This window comes from Azorhizobium doebereinerae UFLA1-100, assembly GCF_000473085.1.
GTDB classification, from domain to species: Bacteria; Pseudomonadota; Alphaproteobacteria; order Rhizobiales; family Xanthobacteraceae; genus Azorhizobium; species Azorhizobium doebereinerae.
Genome location: NZ_AXBA01000022.1, coordinates 29,137 through 46,172, shown reverse-complemented (window position 1 = coordinate 46,172; position 17,036 = coordinate 29,137). Strand labels below are relative to the sequence as shown.

The following is a 17,036-nucleotide window of genomic DNA, read 5'->3' as shown; positions in this document are numbered from 1 at the left end:
GGCCGAATGGTCCGGGCGCTTTTCTTTTGGGGCGGGTCCCGTGGCGGGGCGTGGGCGGAATGCTCAGTCCAGGAAGTCGCCGTGGGCTTCCACATGCTTGGCCAGGCCCAGCGTGTGCTCGCGCACCAGGCGCTCGGCGAGGTCCGCGTCGCGCTTCTCGATGGCCTCGACGATCTTGGTGTGGTCGACGATGGAGCGCTGGGCGCGGTGGTCCTGGCCGATCGTCACCTTGCGCACGCCGCGCATGTGCGGAAACAGATTCTCGGTCATCTCGCCCAGCAGGTGGCAGCCGGACAGGCGGATGATGAGCTTGTGGAAGGCGAGGTTGGCCTCGGAATATTCCGAGACGAACGCTTCCGGGTTGCGGTTGGCGAAGGCGCGCACGTTCTCGCGCAGCAGCGTGATGTCGGCATTTGAGGCCACCTGGCAGGCGAGCCGGGCGGCCATGCTCTCGAGCGCCGCCCAGACCGTGATCATCTCCAGGACCTCGCGCTTGGTCTTGCGCACCACGAAGATGCCGCGCCGCGGCACCGAGCGGACGAAGCCCTCCTGCTCCAGTAGCGTCATGGCCTCGCGGATCGGCGTGCGGGAGACACCCAGCTTCTCGGAGAGCTGGCGCTCCTCCAGGCGGATCTCTTCCTCATGGCTATAGATGTCCATCTCCATGATGGCCGCCTTGAGCGCCTTGTAGGCCTTCATCCGGAAGCTCGATTCGGTCTCGATCGGCTTCACGTTGATATCCTGGTACGTCATCTGATCCTTGCCTGATCCAAGCCGGTCCAGCCGTGCCATTCCAGCCATGCCACATTCCAGCGGTGCCATTCCAGCAGTGCCACGTGTGCGTGCCGGTGGGCGGCCCGGACGCAGGTGCTGCGCGAGGGCGCCGCGCGAATCCCGCTGGCGGGCACGGCGACGCTTCCGTTCGGCGCATACAACATACTCTGTGTCATCTCTCGCCTAAGAGAGCAAGCAAGCGTCGCTTTTCTGCAAAAGTCGAGAAATCAGGTTGCAGTGCAACGTAAAAGGCAGCTTCCGGCTGCGGCGCTGCTTATTGACATCACGTATTCTGCATACCAGCATGGTTCCAATGAACGGGGCAGGTGCCCCACGCGGCCGGCCTCAGGCGCTGCGCACCCCCCGCGGGCAGACCCGCGGAGTTCCAGCCAGGTGAGGAATGCCATGATTACGGTCGATGATATCCTGCGGGAGAAGCGCGATACCCGCATCGTGACGGTGCGGATGAACGAGACGGTGGCGACGGCCGCCATGATCATGCGGCGGGAGAACATCTCCTCCGTGGTGGTCAAGGACGTGTGCCGCACCGAGGGCAATACCGTGGTGGGCGTGTTTTCCGAGCGCGACGTGACCCGCGCGCTGGTCGCCCATGGCGCCAACACGCCGAACGTGACCGTGGCGAGCCTGCTGACGGGCAGCGTGATCTCCTGCACGCTGCGGGACAGCATCGTCACCGTGCTGCGACTGATGAACGAGCATCAGGTGCGCCATCTGCCGGTGATGGAAGAGCATGCGCTGGTGGGCGTGATCAGCGCCACCGATCTGATGCGCCATTATCTGCACGAATCCGAGGTCGTCTCCTACGCCGACCAGGCGCACAGCGGCATGACCGTGGCGCTTGCTGCGCTGCGGTAAGAATCGGCCAAGACGGCGGCTGCAAATCATTTGCAGCCGTCCTGAAGGAATGGTAGGGTTTCTTGTACTTGGTATACGAGATACTGTAGACGCGAAAAAAGCGGTTGTTCATTCCGCGGCTTGGGCGGGTGGTTTCAGAGGCCGGCGAAAGATCGGCATCGGAAATTCAGGGGCAGGATCCAGGGGTAGAGGCATGGTCAAGGCACTCGAAGGCGTGCGCATTCTGGATATGACGCATGTCCAGTCCGGACCCTCGGCGACCCAGCTGCTCGCCTGGATGGGTGCCGACGTCATCAAGATCGAAATGCCGCGCCGGGGTGACATCACGCGCAGCCAGCTGCGCGACCGCTCGAACGTGGACAGCCTGTATTTCGCCATGCTGAACTCCAACAAGCGCAGCGTGACGCTCAACATCAAGTCGGCGCAGGGCCAGGAGGCACTGACCCGGCTGATCGAGCGCTGCGATGTGCTGGTGGAGAATTTCGGCCCCGGCGTGCTGGAGCGGCAGGGCTTCTCCTACGACCGCATCCAGGCCATCAATCCGCGCCTGATCTATGCCTCTATCAAGGGCTTCGCGGACGGCGCGGCGCAGGACGCCAAGGCCTACGAGACCATCGCCCAGGCCATGGGCGGGGCCATGAGCACCACCGGCTGGCAGTCCGGCCCGCCCACGGCCTCCAGCGCCCAGGTGGGCGACACCGGCACCGGCGTGCATTGCGTCGCCGGCATCCTGGCGGCGCTCTATCAGCGCACGGTGACCGGCAAGGGCCAGCGCGTGGACGTGGCCATGCAGGACTGCGTGGTGAACCTGCTGCGGGTGAAGCTGCGCGACCAGCAGCGCCTCGCCGCCGGCCCGCTTACCGAATATCCCGGCGCGCCCCATGGCGAGGCGGTGCCGCGCGTCGGCAACGCCTCGGGCGGCGGCCAGCCCGGCGCCGCGCTGCGCTGCGCCCCGGGCGGGGAGAATGATTTCTGCTACGTCATCATCCAGCCGCAGGGCTGGGCGCCGCTGATGCGCCTGATCGGCCGCAAGGACCTGATCGACGACAATCGCTTCGCCTCCCATGAGGCGCGGGCGGAGCGGCTGGAGGCCTGTTTCGAGGTGATTGAGGCCTGGACGCGCAAGCGGACGAAATTCGAGGTGATGAAGGCGCTTTCGGCCATCGACGTGCCGTGCGGCCCCATCCTCTCCACCAAGGACCTGATGGAAGACCGCAGCCTTTACGACCGCGGCTTCCTGGTGGAAGTGCCCCATCCCGAGCGGGGCAATTATGTCACCGTTTCATCTCCCATCCAGCTCTCCGACAGCTCGGTCGAGGTGGAGCGGGCCCCCCTTCTCGGCGAGCACACGGAAGAGGTGCTCTCCTGGATCGGCTTCGACCCCGACGACATCGCCAGCATGCGCGCCTCCGGGGCCGCGTGAGACGTCCGGTCGGATCTCCCTGACACGAAAGGAATTCAGTTCGCCGTCGGCCGCGTCATGAGGGAAAAACGAGGATGAAGCGGCTTTCTCATCCAAAAAACAAAGAAAAAATCGTCTTCACTAGGGGTTGGAAACATGGTTGCTCAAGCAGGGAGCAGTCCGGCGCCATCGGTGCGCTGGCTGCAATTGATTGCGGGTATCGTCTGCATGGTCGCGGCCGCGAACATCCAGTATAGCTGGACGCTGTTCGTGCCCGAGATCCAGAATGCGAACGGCTGGACACGCGCCTCCATCCAGGTGGCCTTCACCATCTTCGCCGTGGTGCAGACCTGGCTCACGCCCATCGAGGGCTATTTCATCGACAAGTACGGCCCGCGCGCCGTGGTGCTCGTCGGCGGCCTGTTCACCGGCCTGTCCTGGGTCATCAACTCCTATGCCACCTCGCTGACCGGCTTCTACGTGGGCGCGGTGATCGGCGGCATCGGCGTCGGCTGCGTCTACTCCACGTGCGTCAACAGCGCGCTGAAGTGGTTCCCCGACAAGCGCGGCCTGGCGGTCGGCCTGATGGCGGCGGGCTACGGCTCGGGCACGGTTTTCACCATCATCCCCATCGCCAACATGCTGAAGACCTCGGGCTATTCGGCCACGTTCTTCACCTTCGGCCTGATCCAGGGTGCCATCATCCTGCTCGCGGCCGGTTTCCTGCGTGCGCCGGGCAATACCGAGGTGGTTTATTCCTCCAACGTTGCACAGTCCCGCCGGGACTATACGCTGGGTGAAGCGCTGCGGACGCCGGTGTTCTACGTCATGCTCGGCATGTTCATCTGCACCGTCACCGGCGGTCTGATGGCGGTGGCCCAGCTCGGCGTGATCGCCGAAGATCTCGGCGTGAAGAAGGTGGAAGTGAATCTCTACTTCTTCGCCATGGCCGCCCTGCCGTTCGCGCTCATGCTGGACCGCATCCTCAACGGCTTTTCCCGTCCGTTCTTCGGCTGGATTTCCGACCATATCGGCCGCGAGAAGACCATGTTTTTCGCGTTCGCCATGGAAGGCATCGGCATCATCGCCCTCGGCACGTTCGGCCACAATCCGTGGGCGTTCATCATCCTGAGCGGCGTGGTGTTTCTGGCCTGGGGCGAAGTCTACTCGCTGTTCTCGGCGACGGCCGCCGACACCTTCAGCTCCAAGCACGTCGGCAAGATCTACGGCGTTCTCTATTGCGCCAAGGGTGTCGCCGCTTTGCTCGTCCCGGTTGCAAACCTGATCATGGAAGCCACCGGGAGCTGGGCCACCGTGCTCTATCTCGTCGCCGCCATGGACATGACCGCCGCTTTTGCCGCGCTTTTCGTGCTGAAGCCGATGCTGGCCCGCCATCATCGCCTGAATGCAGAAGCGGCCAACGCCACGCAGCAGCGCGAGGCCATCGCCCGCGCCTGACTCAAAAAGCCCTCTGTCGCCTTCGGGCGACCCCTCGGGGCCCCGGCTCTGCCGGGGCCTTTTTTTGTTCCGTGACGCCCAACGGGCTTTGCAGCCCGCGAAAAACGATCTGGACGGCATGGTGCAAATCGGAGTACCCAAGAAAAGTGAGAAGTGTTTCGGCGTCTTTGCCCGAAAGAGTGGTTTTTGATCCACGTATATTCGTGTTGATCCGAACGTATCCATCAATAAATGTGGATTTCGTTCTTGGCGAAACTGGCCACACTCAACCCAAACTGGCTGAAAATCAAGGATATGTAGCGGTTACATAACCGTAATTAGCATGTATTGCGGCATCTTTTCATGGGACCAAGGTGACGGTACGCGAGCTGGCCCATCGCCAAATGGGTCCGCGTTAAGAATGGCGACCGTCACGGGCCGTTCATCGACCAGCTTTCGATGACACCAAACGTGGAAGGGAAGGAAATGCCGTCTGTTCAAACCGCAAGTCAGGGGCCCATCGGCGGGCGCTGGCTGCAACTGGTGATCGGCATCGTCTGCATGTCGATGATCGCCAACCTCCAGTATGGCTGGACGCTGTTCGTCGAGCCGATCAACGACAAATACCACTGGGGCCGCCCCGCGATTCAGGTGGCCTTCACCATCTTCGTGCTCACCGAGACTTGGCTCGTCCCCATCGAGGGCTGGTTCGTCGATAAGTTCGGCCCGCGCATCGTCGTCTTCATCGGCGGCATCCTCTGCGCCGCCGCCTGGGCGATGAACTCCATCGCCGACACCCTCACGCTGCTCTATGTGTCTGCGGCCATCGGCGGCATCGGCGCCGGCGCGGTCTACGGCACCTGCGTCGGTGCGGCGCTCAAGTGGTTCCCGGATCGCCGCGGCCTCGCCGCCGGCCTCACCGCCGCCGGCTTCGGCGCGGGTTCGGCCCTGACCATCGTGCCCATCGCCTCGATGATCCAGAATGCCGGCTACCAGCAGACCTTCCTGGTGTTCGGCCTGCTCCAGGGCGGCGTGGTCCTGCTCGCGGCGCTGCTGTTGAAGAGCCCGAAGGAGGGCCAGGTTCCGAAGGTCGCCAGCAAGGGCGTCACGCAGAGCCGCCGCAACTACGGCCCCGGCGAGATGGCCAAGGCCCCGGTGTTCTGGGTGATGTATTTGATGTTCGTGCTGGTGGCGGCGGGCGGCCTGATGGCGACGGCCCAGCTCGGCTCCATCGCCAAGGACTTCAAGATCGCCGACGTCCCGGTGAGCCTGATCGGCATCACCATGCCGGCGCTGACCTTCGCCCTGTCCATCGACCGCGTGCTGAACGGCCTGACCCGGCCCTTCTTCGGCTGGGTGTCGGACAATATCGGCCGCGAGAACACCATGTTCATCGCGTTCGGTCTTGAGGCCGTCGGCGTCCTGGCGCTGGCGCACTTCGGCTCCAACCCGCTGGCCTTCGTGCTGCTCACCGGCCTCGTCTTCTTCGCTTGGGGCGAGATCTACTCGCTGTTCCCGGCGACGTGCGGCGACACCTTCGGCTCGAAGTTCGCCACCACCAACGCGGGCATGCTCTACACCGCCAAGGGCACGGCGTCCCTGGTGGTGCCGTTCGCCAGCGTGGCTGTGGCGCAGTTCGGCAATTGGGACCTGGTGTTCACGATCACCGCGGCGGTCAACGCCATCGCGGCGCTCATGGCGCTCTTTGTCCTGAAGCCGATGCGCAGCCGCTTCGTGGCCCAGGCCGCCGCTTCCGCCCCGGAAGAGGTGATCAAGGGTCGGGCTGAAGTCGCCAACTGACCAATGTCCGGGCGGAAGAGGAAACTCCTCCGCCCCAACCTTTGCGGCAGTCCCTGCCATCTTCCCGACCCCCGGCCTGCCGGGGGTCGTTGCGTTTCAGGGCGCCATTCACCTCCGGGCGAATGCCCCGCGGCTGGATCTGCGACGGCGATCAGAGCGCGCGGGGGAAGGACGCCCAGGCCGGCTCACGCTCGTCTTCGTCGTCCTTGCGGCCGCCGAAGCTGGCGCGGGTGCCCTGAGTCTCGGTGAGGGCCACGGCCGGCGCACCGGCGAGCGCGGGGCTCTGCACAGGAACGGCCGCCCGCAGCATCGCGCCGAGGGTGCCGAGGAGACGCGAGAGGGTGGTTTCGTTCGCGGTCATGTCTGCCTCCGGGCACGGGGCCTTCCCGCGCCTCTGTCATCCGGGCGCCACCGTGGCGCCCCGTTGATCTCCGAAGGCATACTGACCCAACCTGAGCTGCCGTGGTATACAAAATAACGCAGAGCGCCCTCTGTGTTTCTGCATATCACTGACGTTCAGGAAGGCGCGAGGCTTCGCAAGTGCGAAAGCGTTCCGGCGGTAGAATCCGTCGTGCCCTTCGGCACTGCACCCCCCGTCACCGCCGGCAGGAAATCGGTCGCCAATTCCTTCCCGAGCTCCACGCCCCATTGATCGAAGGCGTTTATGTTCCATGTGGCGGCCTCTATGAACACCCGGTGCTCATAGAGCGCGACGATGCGACCCAGCGTGAAGGGGTCGAGCAAGGTGTAGGCAATGGTCACGGAGGGGCGGTTCCCCGGGAAAACGCGGTGCGGTGCAATACGCTGTACGGCATCTTCACCCATGCCCTTGGCGCGGAGCTGGGCTTCGGCTTCCGCCAGCGTCCGGCCCCGCAGCAGCGCCTCCGACTGCGCGAGGCAGTTGGCGATCAGCAGATCCTGGTGGTGCCGGAGATCCGGCTCGTGGCCCTGGGCGGCGACGAGGAATTCCACCGGGATCACGTCCGTGCCCTGGTGCAGCAGCTGGAAAAAGGCGTGCTGCGAATTGGTGCCGGGCTCGCCCCACACCACCGGCCCGGTCGGCCGTGCCACGGGTGCGCCGTCGAGCGTCACGCCCTTGCCGTTGCTCTCCATGTCGAGCTGCTGGAGATAGGCCGGCAGGCGGGCGAGGCGCTGGTCGTAGGGAATGACCGCGCGGGTGGGGTAGCCGCAGACGTTGCGATGCCACAGGCCCACAGCCGCCAGCAGCGCCGGCAGGTTCTGCTCCAGCGGGGCGTTGCGGAAATGCTCGTCGATGGCCGCGCCGCCGGCCAGGAAATCGGCGAACAGGGCCGGGCCGATGGCGATCATCAGCGGCAGGCCCACCGCCGACCACACCGAATAGCGTCCGCCCACCCAGTCCCAGAAGCCGAAGGCGCGCCGGGTGTCGATGCCGAAGGCCGCGACCTTGTCCAGCGCCGTGGAGACGGCGGCGAAATGCGCGCCCACCGCCGCCTCGCCCTGCGCCTTCGCCAGCCAGGTCCGCGCGGTGCGGGCGTTGGTCATGGTCTCGATGGTGGTGAAGGTTTTCGAGGCGATGATGAACAGCGTGGTCGCCGGGTTGAGCGGCTTCAGCACGTCATGGATGTGCGCCCCGTCCACGTTGGAGACGAAGTGCAGGCGCGGGCCGTCGTGATAGGGGGCGAGCGCCAGGGTCGCCATCACCGGGCCGAGGTCCGAGCCGCCGATGCCGATGTTCACCACATCGGTGAAGGCTTGGCCGCGCGCGCCGCAGATGGCGCCGGAGCGCACCCCCTCGGCGAAGGCCGCCAACCGCGCAAGCGTATCGCGGATCTCCGGCTTGGCGTCGGCACCGTCCACCATCACCGGCGCGCTGCCGGTGTCGCGCAAGGCCGTGTGCAGCACCGCGCGGTCCTCGGTGATGTTGATGTGCGCGCCGGCGAACATGGCATCGCGCCGCGCCTCCACGCCGGCGGCGCGCATCAGCGCCAGGGCGCCGGCCAGCGCCTCCTCGGTCAGCGAGGTCTTGGAGAAGTCCAGCAGCAGATCGCCGAGGCTGGCGGAAAAGCGGTTGAAACGGCCCTCGTCGGCGAACAGGCCGGCGAGCGGGCGCTCGCGCGTCTCTGCCCGGATGGCGGCGAGCCGGTCCCACGCCGCCGCCACATCTGCCGCGCGCGCCGGGTCCTTCGGGGTATCGGTCATGGGAAGATCTCCGTCAGGGGCACCACAGCACGTCGAGCGGGCGTGGGCTATGCAGTAGGATGGCGCGGATAGGACGCTCGGCCGGGTCGCCGGGTTCCCGCGCGACCTCCAGCACGGCGCGCTTGCCGGCGCCCTCGATATGCAGGAACAGCGCGTCCGCGCCGACCAGCGGGCCGAGGGTGAAGGTGATGCGCGGTTCGCCCGCCGCCTCTGCCCGCACCGCGATCAGGTCGGCATCGGTGCGCGGGTCGATGGCCGCCGGCAGGGTCGGTGCGCCGGGAAAGAAGGAAGCGGTGTGGGCATCGTCGCCCATGCCCAGCACCGCGGCCGCGAACGGACGGGGCACGGCGGACACCGCCGCATGGGCCGCCTCCAACCCGTCCTCGGGGGAGGGCGCGCCGGTATAGAGCGGCACGAAGCGGGCGGCCGCAGCCGGGCCGCGCAGCAGGTGCATGCGCACCAGGGCGGCGTTGGAGCGCTCGGACGTCTCCGGCACCCAGCGCTCGTCCACCAGCGTCACCGTCACCTTGGCCCAGTCGAGCGGCGCGCCGGACAGCATCTCGAAGAAACGCGTGGGCGTGCGCCCGCCGGAGACGGCGAGGCCCGCCCGCCCGTCCGTGGCGATGCGCCGTCGCACGGCGTCGGCCACATGGGCCGCCAGCGCGCGGGCGAGCGCCTCCCTGTCGGGATAGGAGGTGAGCGCGACCGGCAGGCGGCCGTCGTCGTCCGGCGTCTCGGGCATGGCTGGGCTCCGTGGTCGGCACCGTGCCGGTTCGGCGCGGCGCACGGGCGGGAAGGTCAGTCGTCCATCCAGGTGCGGCCGTCGCGCTCGATCAGCGCGATGGAGGCCGAAGGCCCCCAGGTGCCCGCGGTATAGGGCTTGGGCGCCTCGTGCGATGCCTTCCAGGCATCGAGGATCGGGTCGATCCACTTCCAGGCCGCCTCCACCTCGTCGCGGCGCATGAACAGGGTCTGGTTGCCGCGCACCACGTCCATGAGCAGGCGCTCGTAGGCGTCCGGATTGCGCACCCCGAACGCCTCGGCGAAGCTCATGTCGAGCGGCACGTGCTGAAGGCGCATGCCGCCCGGACCGGGGTCCTTGATCATCAGCCACAGCTTCACGCCCTCGTCCGGCTGCAGGCGGATGACCAGGCGGTTGGCCATGATCGGTCCGGCCTGGCCGTCGAAGACGGAGTGCGGAATGGGCCGGAAGGCGACCACGATCTCCGACACGCGGCTGGCGAGGCGCTTGCCGCTGCGCAGATAGAAGGGCACGCCGGCCCATCGCCAGTTGGCGATCTCGGCGCGCAGCGCGACGAAGGTCTCGGTGTCGCTCTCCGGCGAGCCGAGCTCGTCCAGATAGCCGGGCACCGCCCCGCCGGCGGAGGCGCCGGCGCGATACTGGCCGCGCACGGTAAGGTTGGGCGCCGTCTTCTCGTCGATGGGCACAAGGGCTTTCAGGACCTTCAGCTTCTCGTCGCGCACCGCGTCCGCGTCCATGGAGACGGGGGGCTCCATGGCGACGAGGCAGAGCAGTTGCAGGATGTGGTTCTGCACCATGTCGCGCAGCGCGCCGGCGGTGTCGTAATAGCCCGCGCGCCCGGCGACGCCGAGGCTCTCGGCGACCGTGATCTGCACATGGTCGATATGGGCGTTGTTCCAGATCGGCTCGAACAGGGCATTGGCGAAGCGCAGCGCCATCAGATTCTGCACCGTCTCCTTGCCGAGGTAATGGTCGATGCGGAACACCGCCTCCTCGGGGAAGACCTTGCCCACCGCCTCGTTCACGGCGCGGGCGGATTCCAGATTCTTGCCCACCGGCTTTTCCACCACCACGCGGCTGTTGGGCGTCACCAGCCTGTGGGTGCCGATGCGGCTGCAGATATCGTCGAACAGGTCCGGGCCGACGGCCAGATAGAAGACACGGATGCGGTTGGCGCCCTCGGCGAGGCGAGCGGCGAGGTCGCTCCAGCCTTCGTCGGACACCGCGTCCACCGCCACATAGTCCACCCGGTCGAGGAAGCGGGCGAGCCTCTGAGTCTCGACGGCGGCGATGCCGTCGCTGTCTTCCACCGCGTCGCGGGCCAGCTCCTGGAATTCGGCCCGGCTCATGGGCCGGCGGGACACGCCGATGATGCGGGCCTCGGGCGGGATTTGCCCGGCCAGGTCGCGCTCATAGAGCGCCGGCAGGAGCTTGCGCTTCGCGAGATCGCCGGTGGCACCGAACACCACGATGTCGAACGGATCCACGGTGATGACGCGTGCAACCATATCATCTCTCCAGAACCCGGCCCCGGGCCGAACCATCAGTCAACGCTGAGTGTCTTCTAGCAAATCCTTCGCGTCGATGGTGCGACCATCCGGGGGCAGCGTTAAGAGGGCCGCGCGGGGAAGGGGGCGGAGGCTGCAGAACGGGGACATTCTCGGGGCGCTCGGCAGAGGCCGCTGCGTCCGGGCCGGCGCTGCCCCGGCGCGACGCGCGCGCCTCCCGCCGGGTCCTCTGATTCTTCCGCACTCCGGAACGCAAAACATCCGCGCGGCGCAGGCCACGCGGATGTTCGGCTCAACTCGATGGATCGCCGGCGAACCGGCGGAATGCTCTCAGCGGCCGCCGGTGCGGGGCTTGGAGGGCAGCAGGCCTTCGCGCTGGGCGCGCTTGCGGGCCAGCTTGCGCGCGCGGCGGACGGCCTCCGCCTCCTCGCGGGCGCGCTTCTCGGACGGCTTCTCGTAATGGCCACGCAGCTTCATCTCGCGGAAGATCCCCTCGCGCTGCATCTTCTTCTTGAGCGCCTTGAGGGCCTGATCGACATTGTTATCGCGGACGAGAACTTGCACGTGTTTGCCTCTTCGAGCTGTTGCGCCGAGCGAGCGTCATAAAAATCGGGATCGGAACCCAAGGTCGATCGGCACTGTCGCGCCACACCGGATGGTCCGAAGGAGCGCTTCCATATCAGGTGGGGGGCTTCTTGTCCACACTTCACCGGGGCTTTCCCGGCAGGCGAGGCGGCAACCTATTCACCATGCCGTGCGTTCTGGCGCGCGCCGAGGGGCGAGGGCCCGAACAGAAGAACGGCGCCCTGGGGCGCCGTTCCGAACCGTTTTGTCCTATTCGCCGAACAGCTTGCGCTGCCACCAGCCCGAGCGCGGCTTGGCCGGCGGGGCGGAGGGCGCCGGCTCGGCAGCCGGGGTGTCCAGCGGGGCGGCGGCCTCGGGCTCCGGAGCCGGTTCGGGCGTGGCTTCCGCAACGGGGGCTTCAGGCGTTTCCGCCGGAGCGGACGCCGCCGATTCCACCGCCGACTCGGCGGCGCGGACAGGCGCCTTCTCGCGCACCGTGGAGCGGCGGCGCGGAGCCGGGGCCGGCTCGACCGGCGCCTCGGGCGCCGCGATCACGGCCGGGGCCGCCACAGGCTCGGGCAGGGGCGCGGACGGGATGACCGGGGCATCCTCGGACACGGCCTCGATCTCGGCGAAGGTCTCCTGGCCCGGGAAGCCGAGCGCGCGGGGAGCGGGTTCACGCTCCTCGCCCTCACCTTCCCCCTCGGCCAAGGCGTTGCCGTCTTCGTCGGTGGTGGACGACGCATCCTCGCCATCGCGGCGGTTGCGACGCCCGCCACGGCGGCCGCGGCGGCGGCGGCGGCGGTCACCGGCCTCGCCGTCACCGCGCTCCTCGCCTTCGGCGCGGCTCTCGTCGTCCTGGTCCTCGGCCTCGGCCTCGGCGTTGCCTTCGTCCTCGCCCTCGGATGCCTCGTCGGGGCGCTCGTCATCGGTGCGGGCCTCGCGGCTGTCGCCCTCGCGCTCGCCACGACGGCGGCGGCGGCGGCGGCGCTTGCGCGAGGGGTCCTCGCTCCGCTCGGCCGGCGTGGCCTCGGTTTCGGCCTCGGCGTCCGCGTCGGCGGCGTCCTCCAGGCCCTCCTCCTCCTCGTCCTCATACTCCTCGTCGGGGAGGATGGAATCGGGCTGGATGACGTTGGTCAGGCGCGGGGCGGCGGGCGGCGGCACCGCCAGTTCGCCCTTGTCGATCAGGAAGGGCTGGTGCCCGGTCACGGTGTCGTCCGCCTGCACCACCAGGGTCACGCCGAAGCGATCCTCCAGTTCGCGCAGGTGCGCGCGCTTGTGGTTGAGCACATAGAGCGCCACCTCGGCGCGGGTGCGGGCGATGAGGTTGTGAGTCGCCGAGCGCAGCAGCTGTTCTTCGAGCGCGCGCAAGAGCTGGAGCGACACTGAGGCCGCCGAGCGCACGTGGCCGGTGCCGCCGCAGGTGGGGCACACCTCGATGGAGCTTTCCAGCACGCCGGTGCGGATGCGCTGGCGGGACATCTCCATGAGGCCGAAGTGCGAGATGCGGCCCACCTGGATGCGGGCGCGGTCGTTCTTCAGGCAATCCTTGAGCTTGCGCTCCACCGAGCGGTTGTTGCGCTTCTCCTCCATGTCGATGAAGTCGATGACGATCAGGCCCGCGAGATCGCGCAGGCGAAGCTGCCGGGCGATCTCCTCGGAGGCTTCCATGTTCGTCTTAAGCGCGGTGTCCTCGATGTGGTGCTCGCGCGTGGCGCGGCCGGAGTTCACGTCGATGGAGACCAGGGCCTCGGTGGGGTTGATGACGATGTAGCCGCCGCTCTTGAGCTGGACGACGGGGGAGAACATCGCGTCGAGCTGATGTTCCACGCCGTACTTGGCGAAGATCGGCTGCGGCTCGCGATAGGGCATGACGTTCTTGGCATGGCTCGGCATGAGCATGCGCATGAAGTCGCGCGCCTCGCGGAAGCCGTCCTCGCCGGCCACGTGGATCTCGTCGATTTCCTTGCTGTAGAGGTCGCGGATGGCGCGCTTGATCAGCGAGCCTTCCTCATAGACGAGGCTCGGGGCGCTGGAGGTGAGGGTCAGCTCGCGGACCGTCTCCCACAGGCGCAGGAGATATTCGAAGTCGCGCTTGATTTCGACCTTGGTGCGGTTGGCGCCGGCGGTGCGCAGGATGATGCCCATCCCTTCCGGCACCTCCAGGTCCTGCACCACGTCCTTCAGGCGCTTGCGGTCCACGGCATTGGTGATCTTGCGGGAGATGCCGCCGCCGCGCGCGGTGTTGGGCATCAGCACCGAATAGCGGCCGGCGAGCGAGAGGTAGGTGGTGAGGGCTGCGCCCTTGTTGCCGCGCTCCTCCTTGACCACCTGCACCAGCATCACCTGGCGGCGGCGGATGACTTCCTGGATCTTGTAGGTGCGGGCGCGGCGCTGGTGCGAGCGCTCGGGCACCTCCTCCAGGGCGTCGTCCGAGCCCATCTGCTCGACGCCTTCGTCCTCTTCGTCCGCATCGTCGTGCTCGGCCTCGTCGTCGGCCGGCTTGCGGCCGCGATGGCGGGAGCGGCGCGAGCGCCGGCGATCCTCGCGGCCCTCGCGGGCGCGGACCGGCTCACCTTCGGCGGCCTCACCTTCGGTGGCTTCGCCTTCGATCTGGGCGGTTTCGCCCTCGGCGGCGTCCGCCGCGGCTTCGGTGCCGGCGAGGACCGGCGCGTCGTCGGTTTCCGCAACGGCGGCCTGGGCGGCCTCGACGGTGGCATCGTCCTGGGGCTGCTCGGCCGGGGCGGGCTGCGCCTCGGCGGCGACCGGGGAGGCCGCGTCAGCGCCCGCCTCATCCGCAGTCGGGGCGGGCAGGGTCACATGGTCTTCGGCGGCGGCGATATGGGCGACGTCGGTCTGCGGCGGCAGGGTCTCGGGATCGAGCGGCTCCGGCCCGGCGCTGTCCTCGTCGTCCTCGTCGGTATCCTCGTCCTCGTCGTCGTCCTCATCGCCGGAGCTGATGATGGCGCCGTCCTCGATGGTATCGATGACCTCGTCGTCCTCGACCTCCTCGACGTCGCTGTCGTCGGCATCCTCGTCCACCGCCTCGGAGACGGTGTCGTCGGCGACCGTGCGCTTGGAGCGCGAGCGCTCGCGGCGGCGCTCGCGGCGCTCCTCCTCGTCCTCGGCGGCGCGGGCGGCGCGCTCTTCTTCCTCGATCAGGGCCTGACGGTCGGCGACGGGGATCTGGTAATAATCGGGATGGATCTCGCTGAAGGCGAGGAAGCCGTGGCGGTTGCCGCCATATTCGATGAAGGCCGCCTGCAGGGAGGGTTCGACGCGGGTGACCTTGGCGAGATAGATGTTGCCCCGCAGCTGCTTGCGGGATGCGGACTCATAGTCGAACTCTTCGACCCGGTTGCCGCGCACGACCACCACCCGGGTCTCCTCCGGGTGGGTGGCATCGATAAGCATCTTGTTGGCCATGGAAATCTCTCTTCGCGGCGTCGGAGCGCAAGCTCCTCCACGGGCGTCGGGGCAAGGCCCGCGAACCGTTCAGACACCGGACATGATGGCGAAAGAAGACAGAGGATCGGCAGCGCGCAGGCGTCTTCACGACACCTTCGGCATCGGGCCACACGGGAGCACGCTCTGCGTGCCGGTCGTGCGATTGAACGTCCATGCCCTCGGCTACTCGTCCCTCAGCGAAACATTGGACCGGACCCGTGTCCGACCCTGGGCGCACAGCTGCTTGATCCCCTTTTTGGCGGGGGATTCCTCGGCACCCGTGCAACCGAACCGCCCGGACCCCGAGGCCGTTCGCCGGAAAGCGCGGGAGCGCGCTCCTGACGGACCTCGAAGCGCGCTCCCGCGCGCTCGTCGCAAGATCCAGCCCTGAGAACCAGGAAGATCACGACGGTTGAGGCACTGCCGCTCCAGAGGGAAAGGCCGCACCGTGGGCGGTTGCGGCTGCCGAAAGGCCAGAGGCGAATTCCGGAGCGCAAGCCGTGCGTCACCTTCTTACTCGCCCGTCTCGTGTCTTGGCAAGGATGATGCACGCGGCGTAGGCAGCAAGCTTGTTAGGCAGCCCCGCCGCCGACGGCCGAAACCGGCCCCGGGGACAGCCTCGCGACGGCTTGCCGGGGCAGGGTGGGTGTGTGGCGGCCGCACCACACCCACGCGCGACCGGGGCCAGGGCATCAACCACTGGTTAACGCCCGCCCCGGTATCGAGTAAGACTGTTTCAGCGGACCTTGGAAGGTCGAAGTGCCGACGCACATGCGTTTTCTCTCCCCCGTGATTTCCGGCGGTGCCGGGCGCCGCGCGGGAGAGGTGGACGCTGTGTCCCGCAACACCGTACCGTTCGCCCTCGCCGTGCCTGCGCCGGTCCGGCGTGCCTGCCGGGTCGCCGCCATGCTGGCGCTCATGCTGCCGCTGGGTGGCGTGGCCATGGCGGCGGAGCCTGCCGCCAAGCCCGAGCCGGCCAAGGTCGAGCCGATCAGGATCGACAGCGCCAAGATCGAGGCCGCGAAGACCGAAGCCGCGAAGGCCGAGCCGGCGAAGGTCGCGGCCCGTGTGGCGGCGCCTCCCGCCTTGGCCAGCGGGCCCGCCGCGGCGATGGATGCCCGCATCGCCGGAGACGGCCAGCGCACGCGCCTCATCATCGACCTGAGCCGCGCGGTCGAGTTCCGTGCCTTCACCCTGGCCAACCCCACACGCGTGATCATCGACCTCACGGACGTTAGCTTCGCCCTGAAGTCGGACGGCACCGAGATGCGCCGCGGCCTGATCTCCGCCTATCGCTTCGGCGTGTTCGCGCCCGGCAAGGCGCGCATGGTGCTGGACGCTTCCGACCCGGTGCTGATCGACAAGGCGTTCCTCATCGAGGCGCAGGACGACCAGCCGGCCCGGCTCGTGGTCGACCTGGTGAAGACCGACGCCGCCACGTTCAGCCGGACCCAGGCGAGCGTGGCGGAAGCCGCCCCGCCTCCGGCGGAGCCGCCCGCCCCGGCGGCGAGCCCCGACGACAAGCGGCCCGTGGTGGTGCTGGATCCCGGCCACGGCGGTGTCGATTCGGGCACGACGGGGCAGAGCGCCTTCGCCGAGAAGAACATCGTGCTCGAGGTGGCGCTGGCCCTGAAGGACAAGCTTGAGAAGGGCGGCCGCTTCCGGGTGGTCATGACTCGATCCAGCGACGTCTTCGTGGCGCTGGGCGAGCGGGTGCGCATGGCGCGCACCCATCGCGCGGCTCTGTTCGTCTCGATCCACGCCGATGCCCTCGCCTCCAACGACGGGCAGGCACGCGGGGCCAGCGTCTATACCCTCTCCGACACCGCGAGCGACGCGGATGCGGCGCATCTGGCGGAGAAGGAGAACAAGTCGGACGCCATCGCCGGCGTCGATCTCGCCGACGAGAACAGCCAGGTGGCCGACATCCTCTATGATCTTGCCCAGCGCGAGACCAAGAGCTTCTCGGCGCTGTTCGCCCGCACCCTGGTGGGCAGCATGAAGAGCGCGGCGCGGATGCACAAATCGCCGATCAAGTCGGCGGGCTTCCGGGTGCTGAAGGCGCACGACGTGCCCTCCGTCCTGGTGGAGCTGGGCTACATGTCCAGCCCGCAGGACCTCAAGCAGATGACCTCCGACGCCTGGCGCGAGAAGATCGCCGACGCCATGCAGACCGCCATCAACGACTTTTTCGCCACCCGCGTGGCCGGCGGTGTTCCGGGGGCCGTCCCCGGCGGCGGGAGCAAGTGAGCCCGGCCTGAGCCTGTCGGCCTTCCGCTGTCCC

Annotated in this window: 12 protein-coding genes; 5 read left to right on the top strand and 7 right to left on the bottom strand. The window is 67.8% G+C overall.

Going from position 1 to position 17,036, the window contains the following annotated elements:
* Positions 1-63: 63 nt before the first annotated feature.
* Positions 64-753 (bottom strand): GntR family transcriptional regulator, encoded by a 690-nt coding sequence (locus tag YU1_RS0116080; protein WP_029004945.1) that lies wholly within the window; start codon positions 751-753, stop codon positions 64-66.
* 429 nt (positions 754-1,182) lie between these two features.
* On the opposite strand from YU1_RS0116080, the gene YU1_RS0116075 reads away from it, so the two are divergent.
* From YU1_RS0116075 to oxlT (YU1_RS0116060), 4 genes are all read left to right on the top strand, one after another.
* Complete coding sequence (locus YU1_RS0116075) at positions 1,183-1,650, top strand: CBS domain-containing protein (protein ID WP_035715605.1); 468 nt, start codon at positions 1,183-1,185, stop codon at positions 1,648-1,650.
* Between the two features lie 193 nt (positions 1,651-1,843).
* Positions 1,844-3,073 carry a formyl-CoA transferase gene (gene frc, locus YU1_RS0116070; RefSeq protein WP_029004943.1) on the top strand — a complete coding sequence of 410 codons (1,230 nt, stop codon included), beginning with the start codon at positions 1,844-1,846 and terminating at the stop codon, positions 3,071-3,073.
* Between the two features lie 135 nt (positions 3,074-3,208).
* Complete coding sequence (gene oxlT / locus YU1_RS29810) at positions 3,209-4,510, top strand: oxalate/formate MFS antiporter (protein ID WP_035715574.1); 1,302 nt, start codon at positions 3,209-3,211, stop codon at positions 4,508-4,510.
* A gap of 465 nt (positions 4,511-4,975) precedes the next feature.
* Positions 4,976-6,289, top strand: coding sequence for an oxalate/formate MFS antiporter (oxlT, locus tag YU1_RS0116060; RefSeq protein WP_029004942.1), 1,314 nt, complete (start codon positions 4,976-4,978; stop codon positions 6,287-6,289).
* 151 nt (positions 6,290-6,440) lie between these two features.
* On the opposite strand, the gene YU1_RS0116055 is transcribed toward oxlT (YU1_RS0116060), so the two are convergent.
* The 6 genes from YU1_RS0116055 to YU1_RS0116030 form a co-directional block, all read right to left on the bottom strand.
* Positions 6,441-6,650: a hypothetical protein gene (locus YU1_RS0116055; protein WP_029004941.1), complete on the bottom strand. Its 210-nt coding sequence runs from the start codon at positions 6,648-6,650 to the stop codon at positions 6,441-6,443.
* A gap of 155 nt (positions 6,651-6,805) precedes the next feature.
* Entirely contained in the window at positions 6,806-8,470 is a 1,665-nt protein-coding gene (gene pgi, locus YU1_RS0116050; protein WP_051356936.1) for a glucose-6-phosphate isomerase, read from the bottom strand.
* 13 nt (positions 8,471-8,483) lie between these two features.
* Positions 8,484-9,212 carry a 6-phosphogluconolactonase gene (gene pgl / locus YU1_RS0116045; RefSeq protein WP_084539912.1) on the bottom strand — a complete coding sequence of 243 codons (729 nt, stop codon included), beginning with the start codon at positions 9,210-9,212 and terminating at the stop codon, positions 8,484-8,486.
* 56 nt (positions 9,213-9,268) lie between these two features.
* Positions 9,269-10,741 carry a glucose-6-phosphate dehydrogenase gene (gene zwf / locus YU1_RS0116040; RefSeq protein ID WP_029004938.1) on the bottom strand — a complete coding sequence of 491 codons (1,473 nt, stop codon included), beginning with the start codon at positions 10,739-10,741 and terminating at the stop codon, positions 9,269-9,271.
* A gap of 330 nt (positions 10,742-11,071) precedes the next feature.
* Entirely contained in the window at positions 11,072-11,305 is a 234-nt protein-coding gene (gene rpsU, locus YU1_RS0116035) for a 30S ribosomal protein S21 (protein ID WP_029004937.1), read from the bottom strand.
* 270 nt (positions 11,306-11,575) lie between these two features.
* Positions 11,576-14,731: an Rne/Rng family ribonuclease gene (locus YU1_RS0116030; protein ID WP_029004936.1), complete on the bottom strand. Its 3,156-nt coding sequence runs from the start codon at positions 14,729-14,731 to the stop codon at positions 11,576-11,578.
* Between the two features lie 792 nt (positions 14,732-15,523).
* On the opposite strand from YU1_RS0116030, the gene YU1_RS29805 reads away from it, so the two are divergent.
* The gene (locus YU1_RS29805; protein WP_245263352.1) at positions 15,524-17,002 is read left to right on the top strand and encodes an N-acetylmuramoyl-L-alanine amidase; all 1,479 of its coding nucleotides are present in this window, start codon (positions 15,524-15,526) and stop codon (positions 17,000-17,002) included.
* Positions 17,003-17,036 lie beyond the last annotated feature (34 nt).

What these genes read in the sequence shown, in the direction of transcription:
- zwf (WP_029004938.1), bottom strand. Translation starts at nt 10,741, where the DNA reads ATGGTTGCACGCGTCATCACCGTGGATCCGTTCGACATCGTGGTGTTC.
- YU1_RS29805 (WP_245263352.1), top strand. Translation starts at nt 15,524, where the DNA reads ATGCGTTTTCTCTCCCCCGTGATTTCCGGCGGTGCCGGGCGCCGCGCG.
- oxlT (WP_029004942.1), top strand. Translation starts at nt 4,976, where the DNA reads ATGCCGTCTGTTCAAACCGCAAGTCAGGGGCCCATCGGCGGGCGCTGG.
- frc (WP_029004943.1), top strand. Translation starts at nt 1,844, where the DNA reads ATGGTCAAGGCACTCGAAGGCGTGCGCATTCTGGATATGACGCATGTC.
- YU1_RS0116055 (WP_029004941.1), bottom strand. Translation starts at nt 6,650, where the DNA reads ATGACCGCGAACGAAACCACCCTCTCGCGTCTCCTCGGCACCCTCGGC.
- pgi (WP_051356936.1), bottom strand. Translation starts at nt 8,470, where the DNA reads ATGACCGATACCCCGAAGGACCCGGCGCGCGCGGCAGATGTGGCGGCG.
- oxlT (WP_035715574.1), top strand. Translation starts at nt 3,209, where the DNA reads ATGGTTGCTCAAGCAGGGAGCAGTCCGGCGCCATCGGTGCGCTGGCTG.
- YU1_RS0116030 (WP_029004936.1), bottom strand. Translation starts at nt 14,731, where the DNA reads ATGGCCAACAAGATGCTTATCGATGCCACCCACCCGGAGGAGACCCGG.
- YU1_RS0116080 (WP_029004945.1), bottom strand. Translation starts at nt 753, where the DNA reads ATGACGTACCAGGATATCAACGTGAAGCCGATCGAGACCGAATCGAGC.
- pgl (WP_084539912.1), bottom strand. Translation starts at nt 9,212, where the DNA reads ATGCCCGAGACGCCGGACGACGACGGCCGCCTGCCGGTCGCGCTCACC.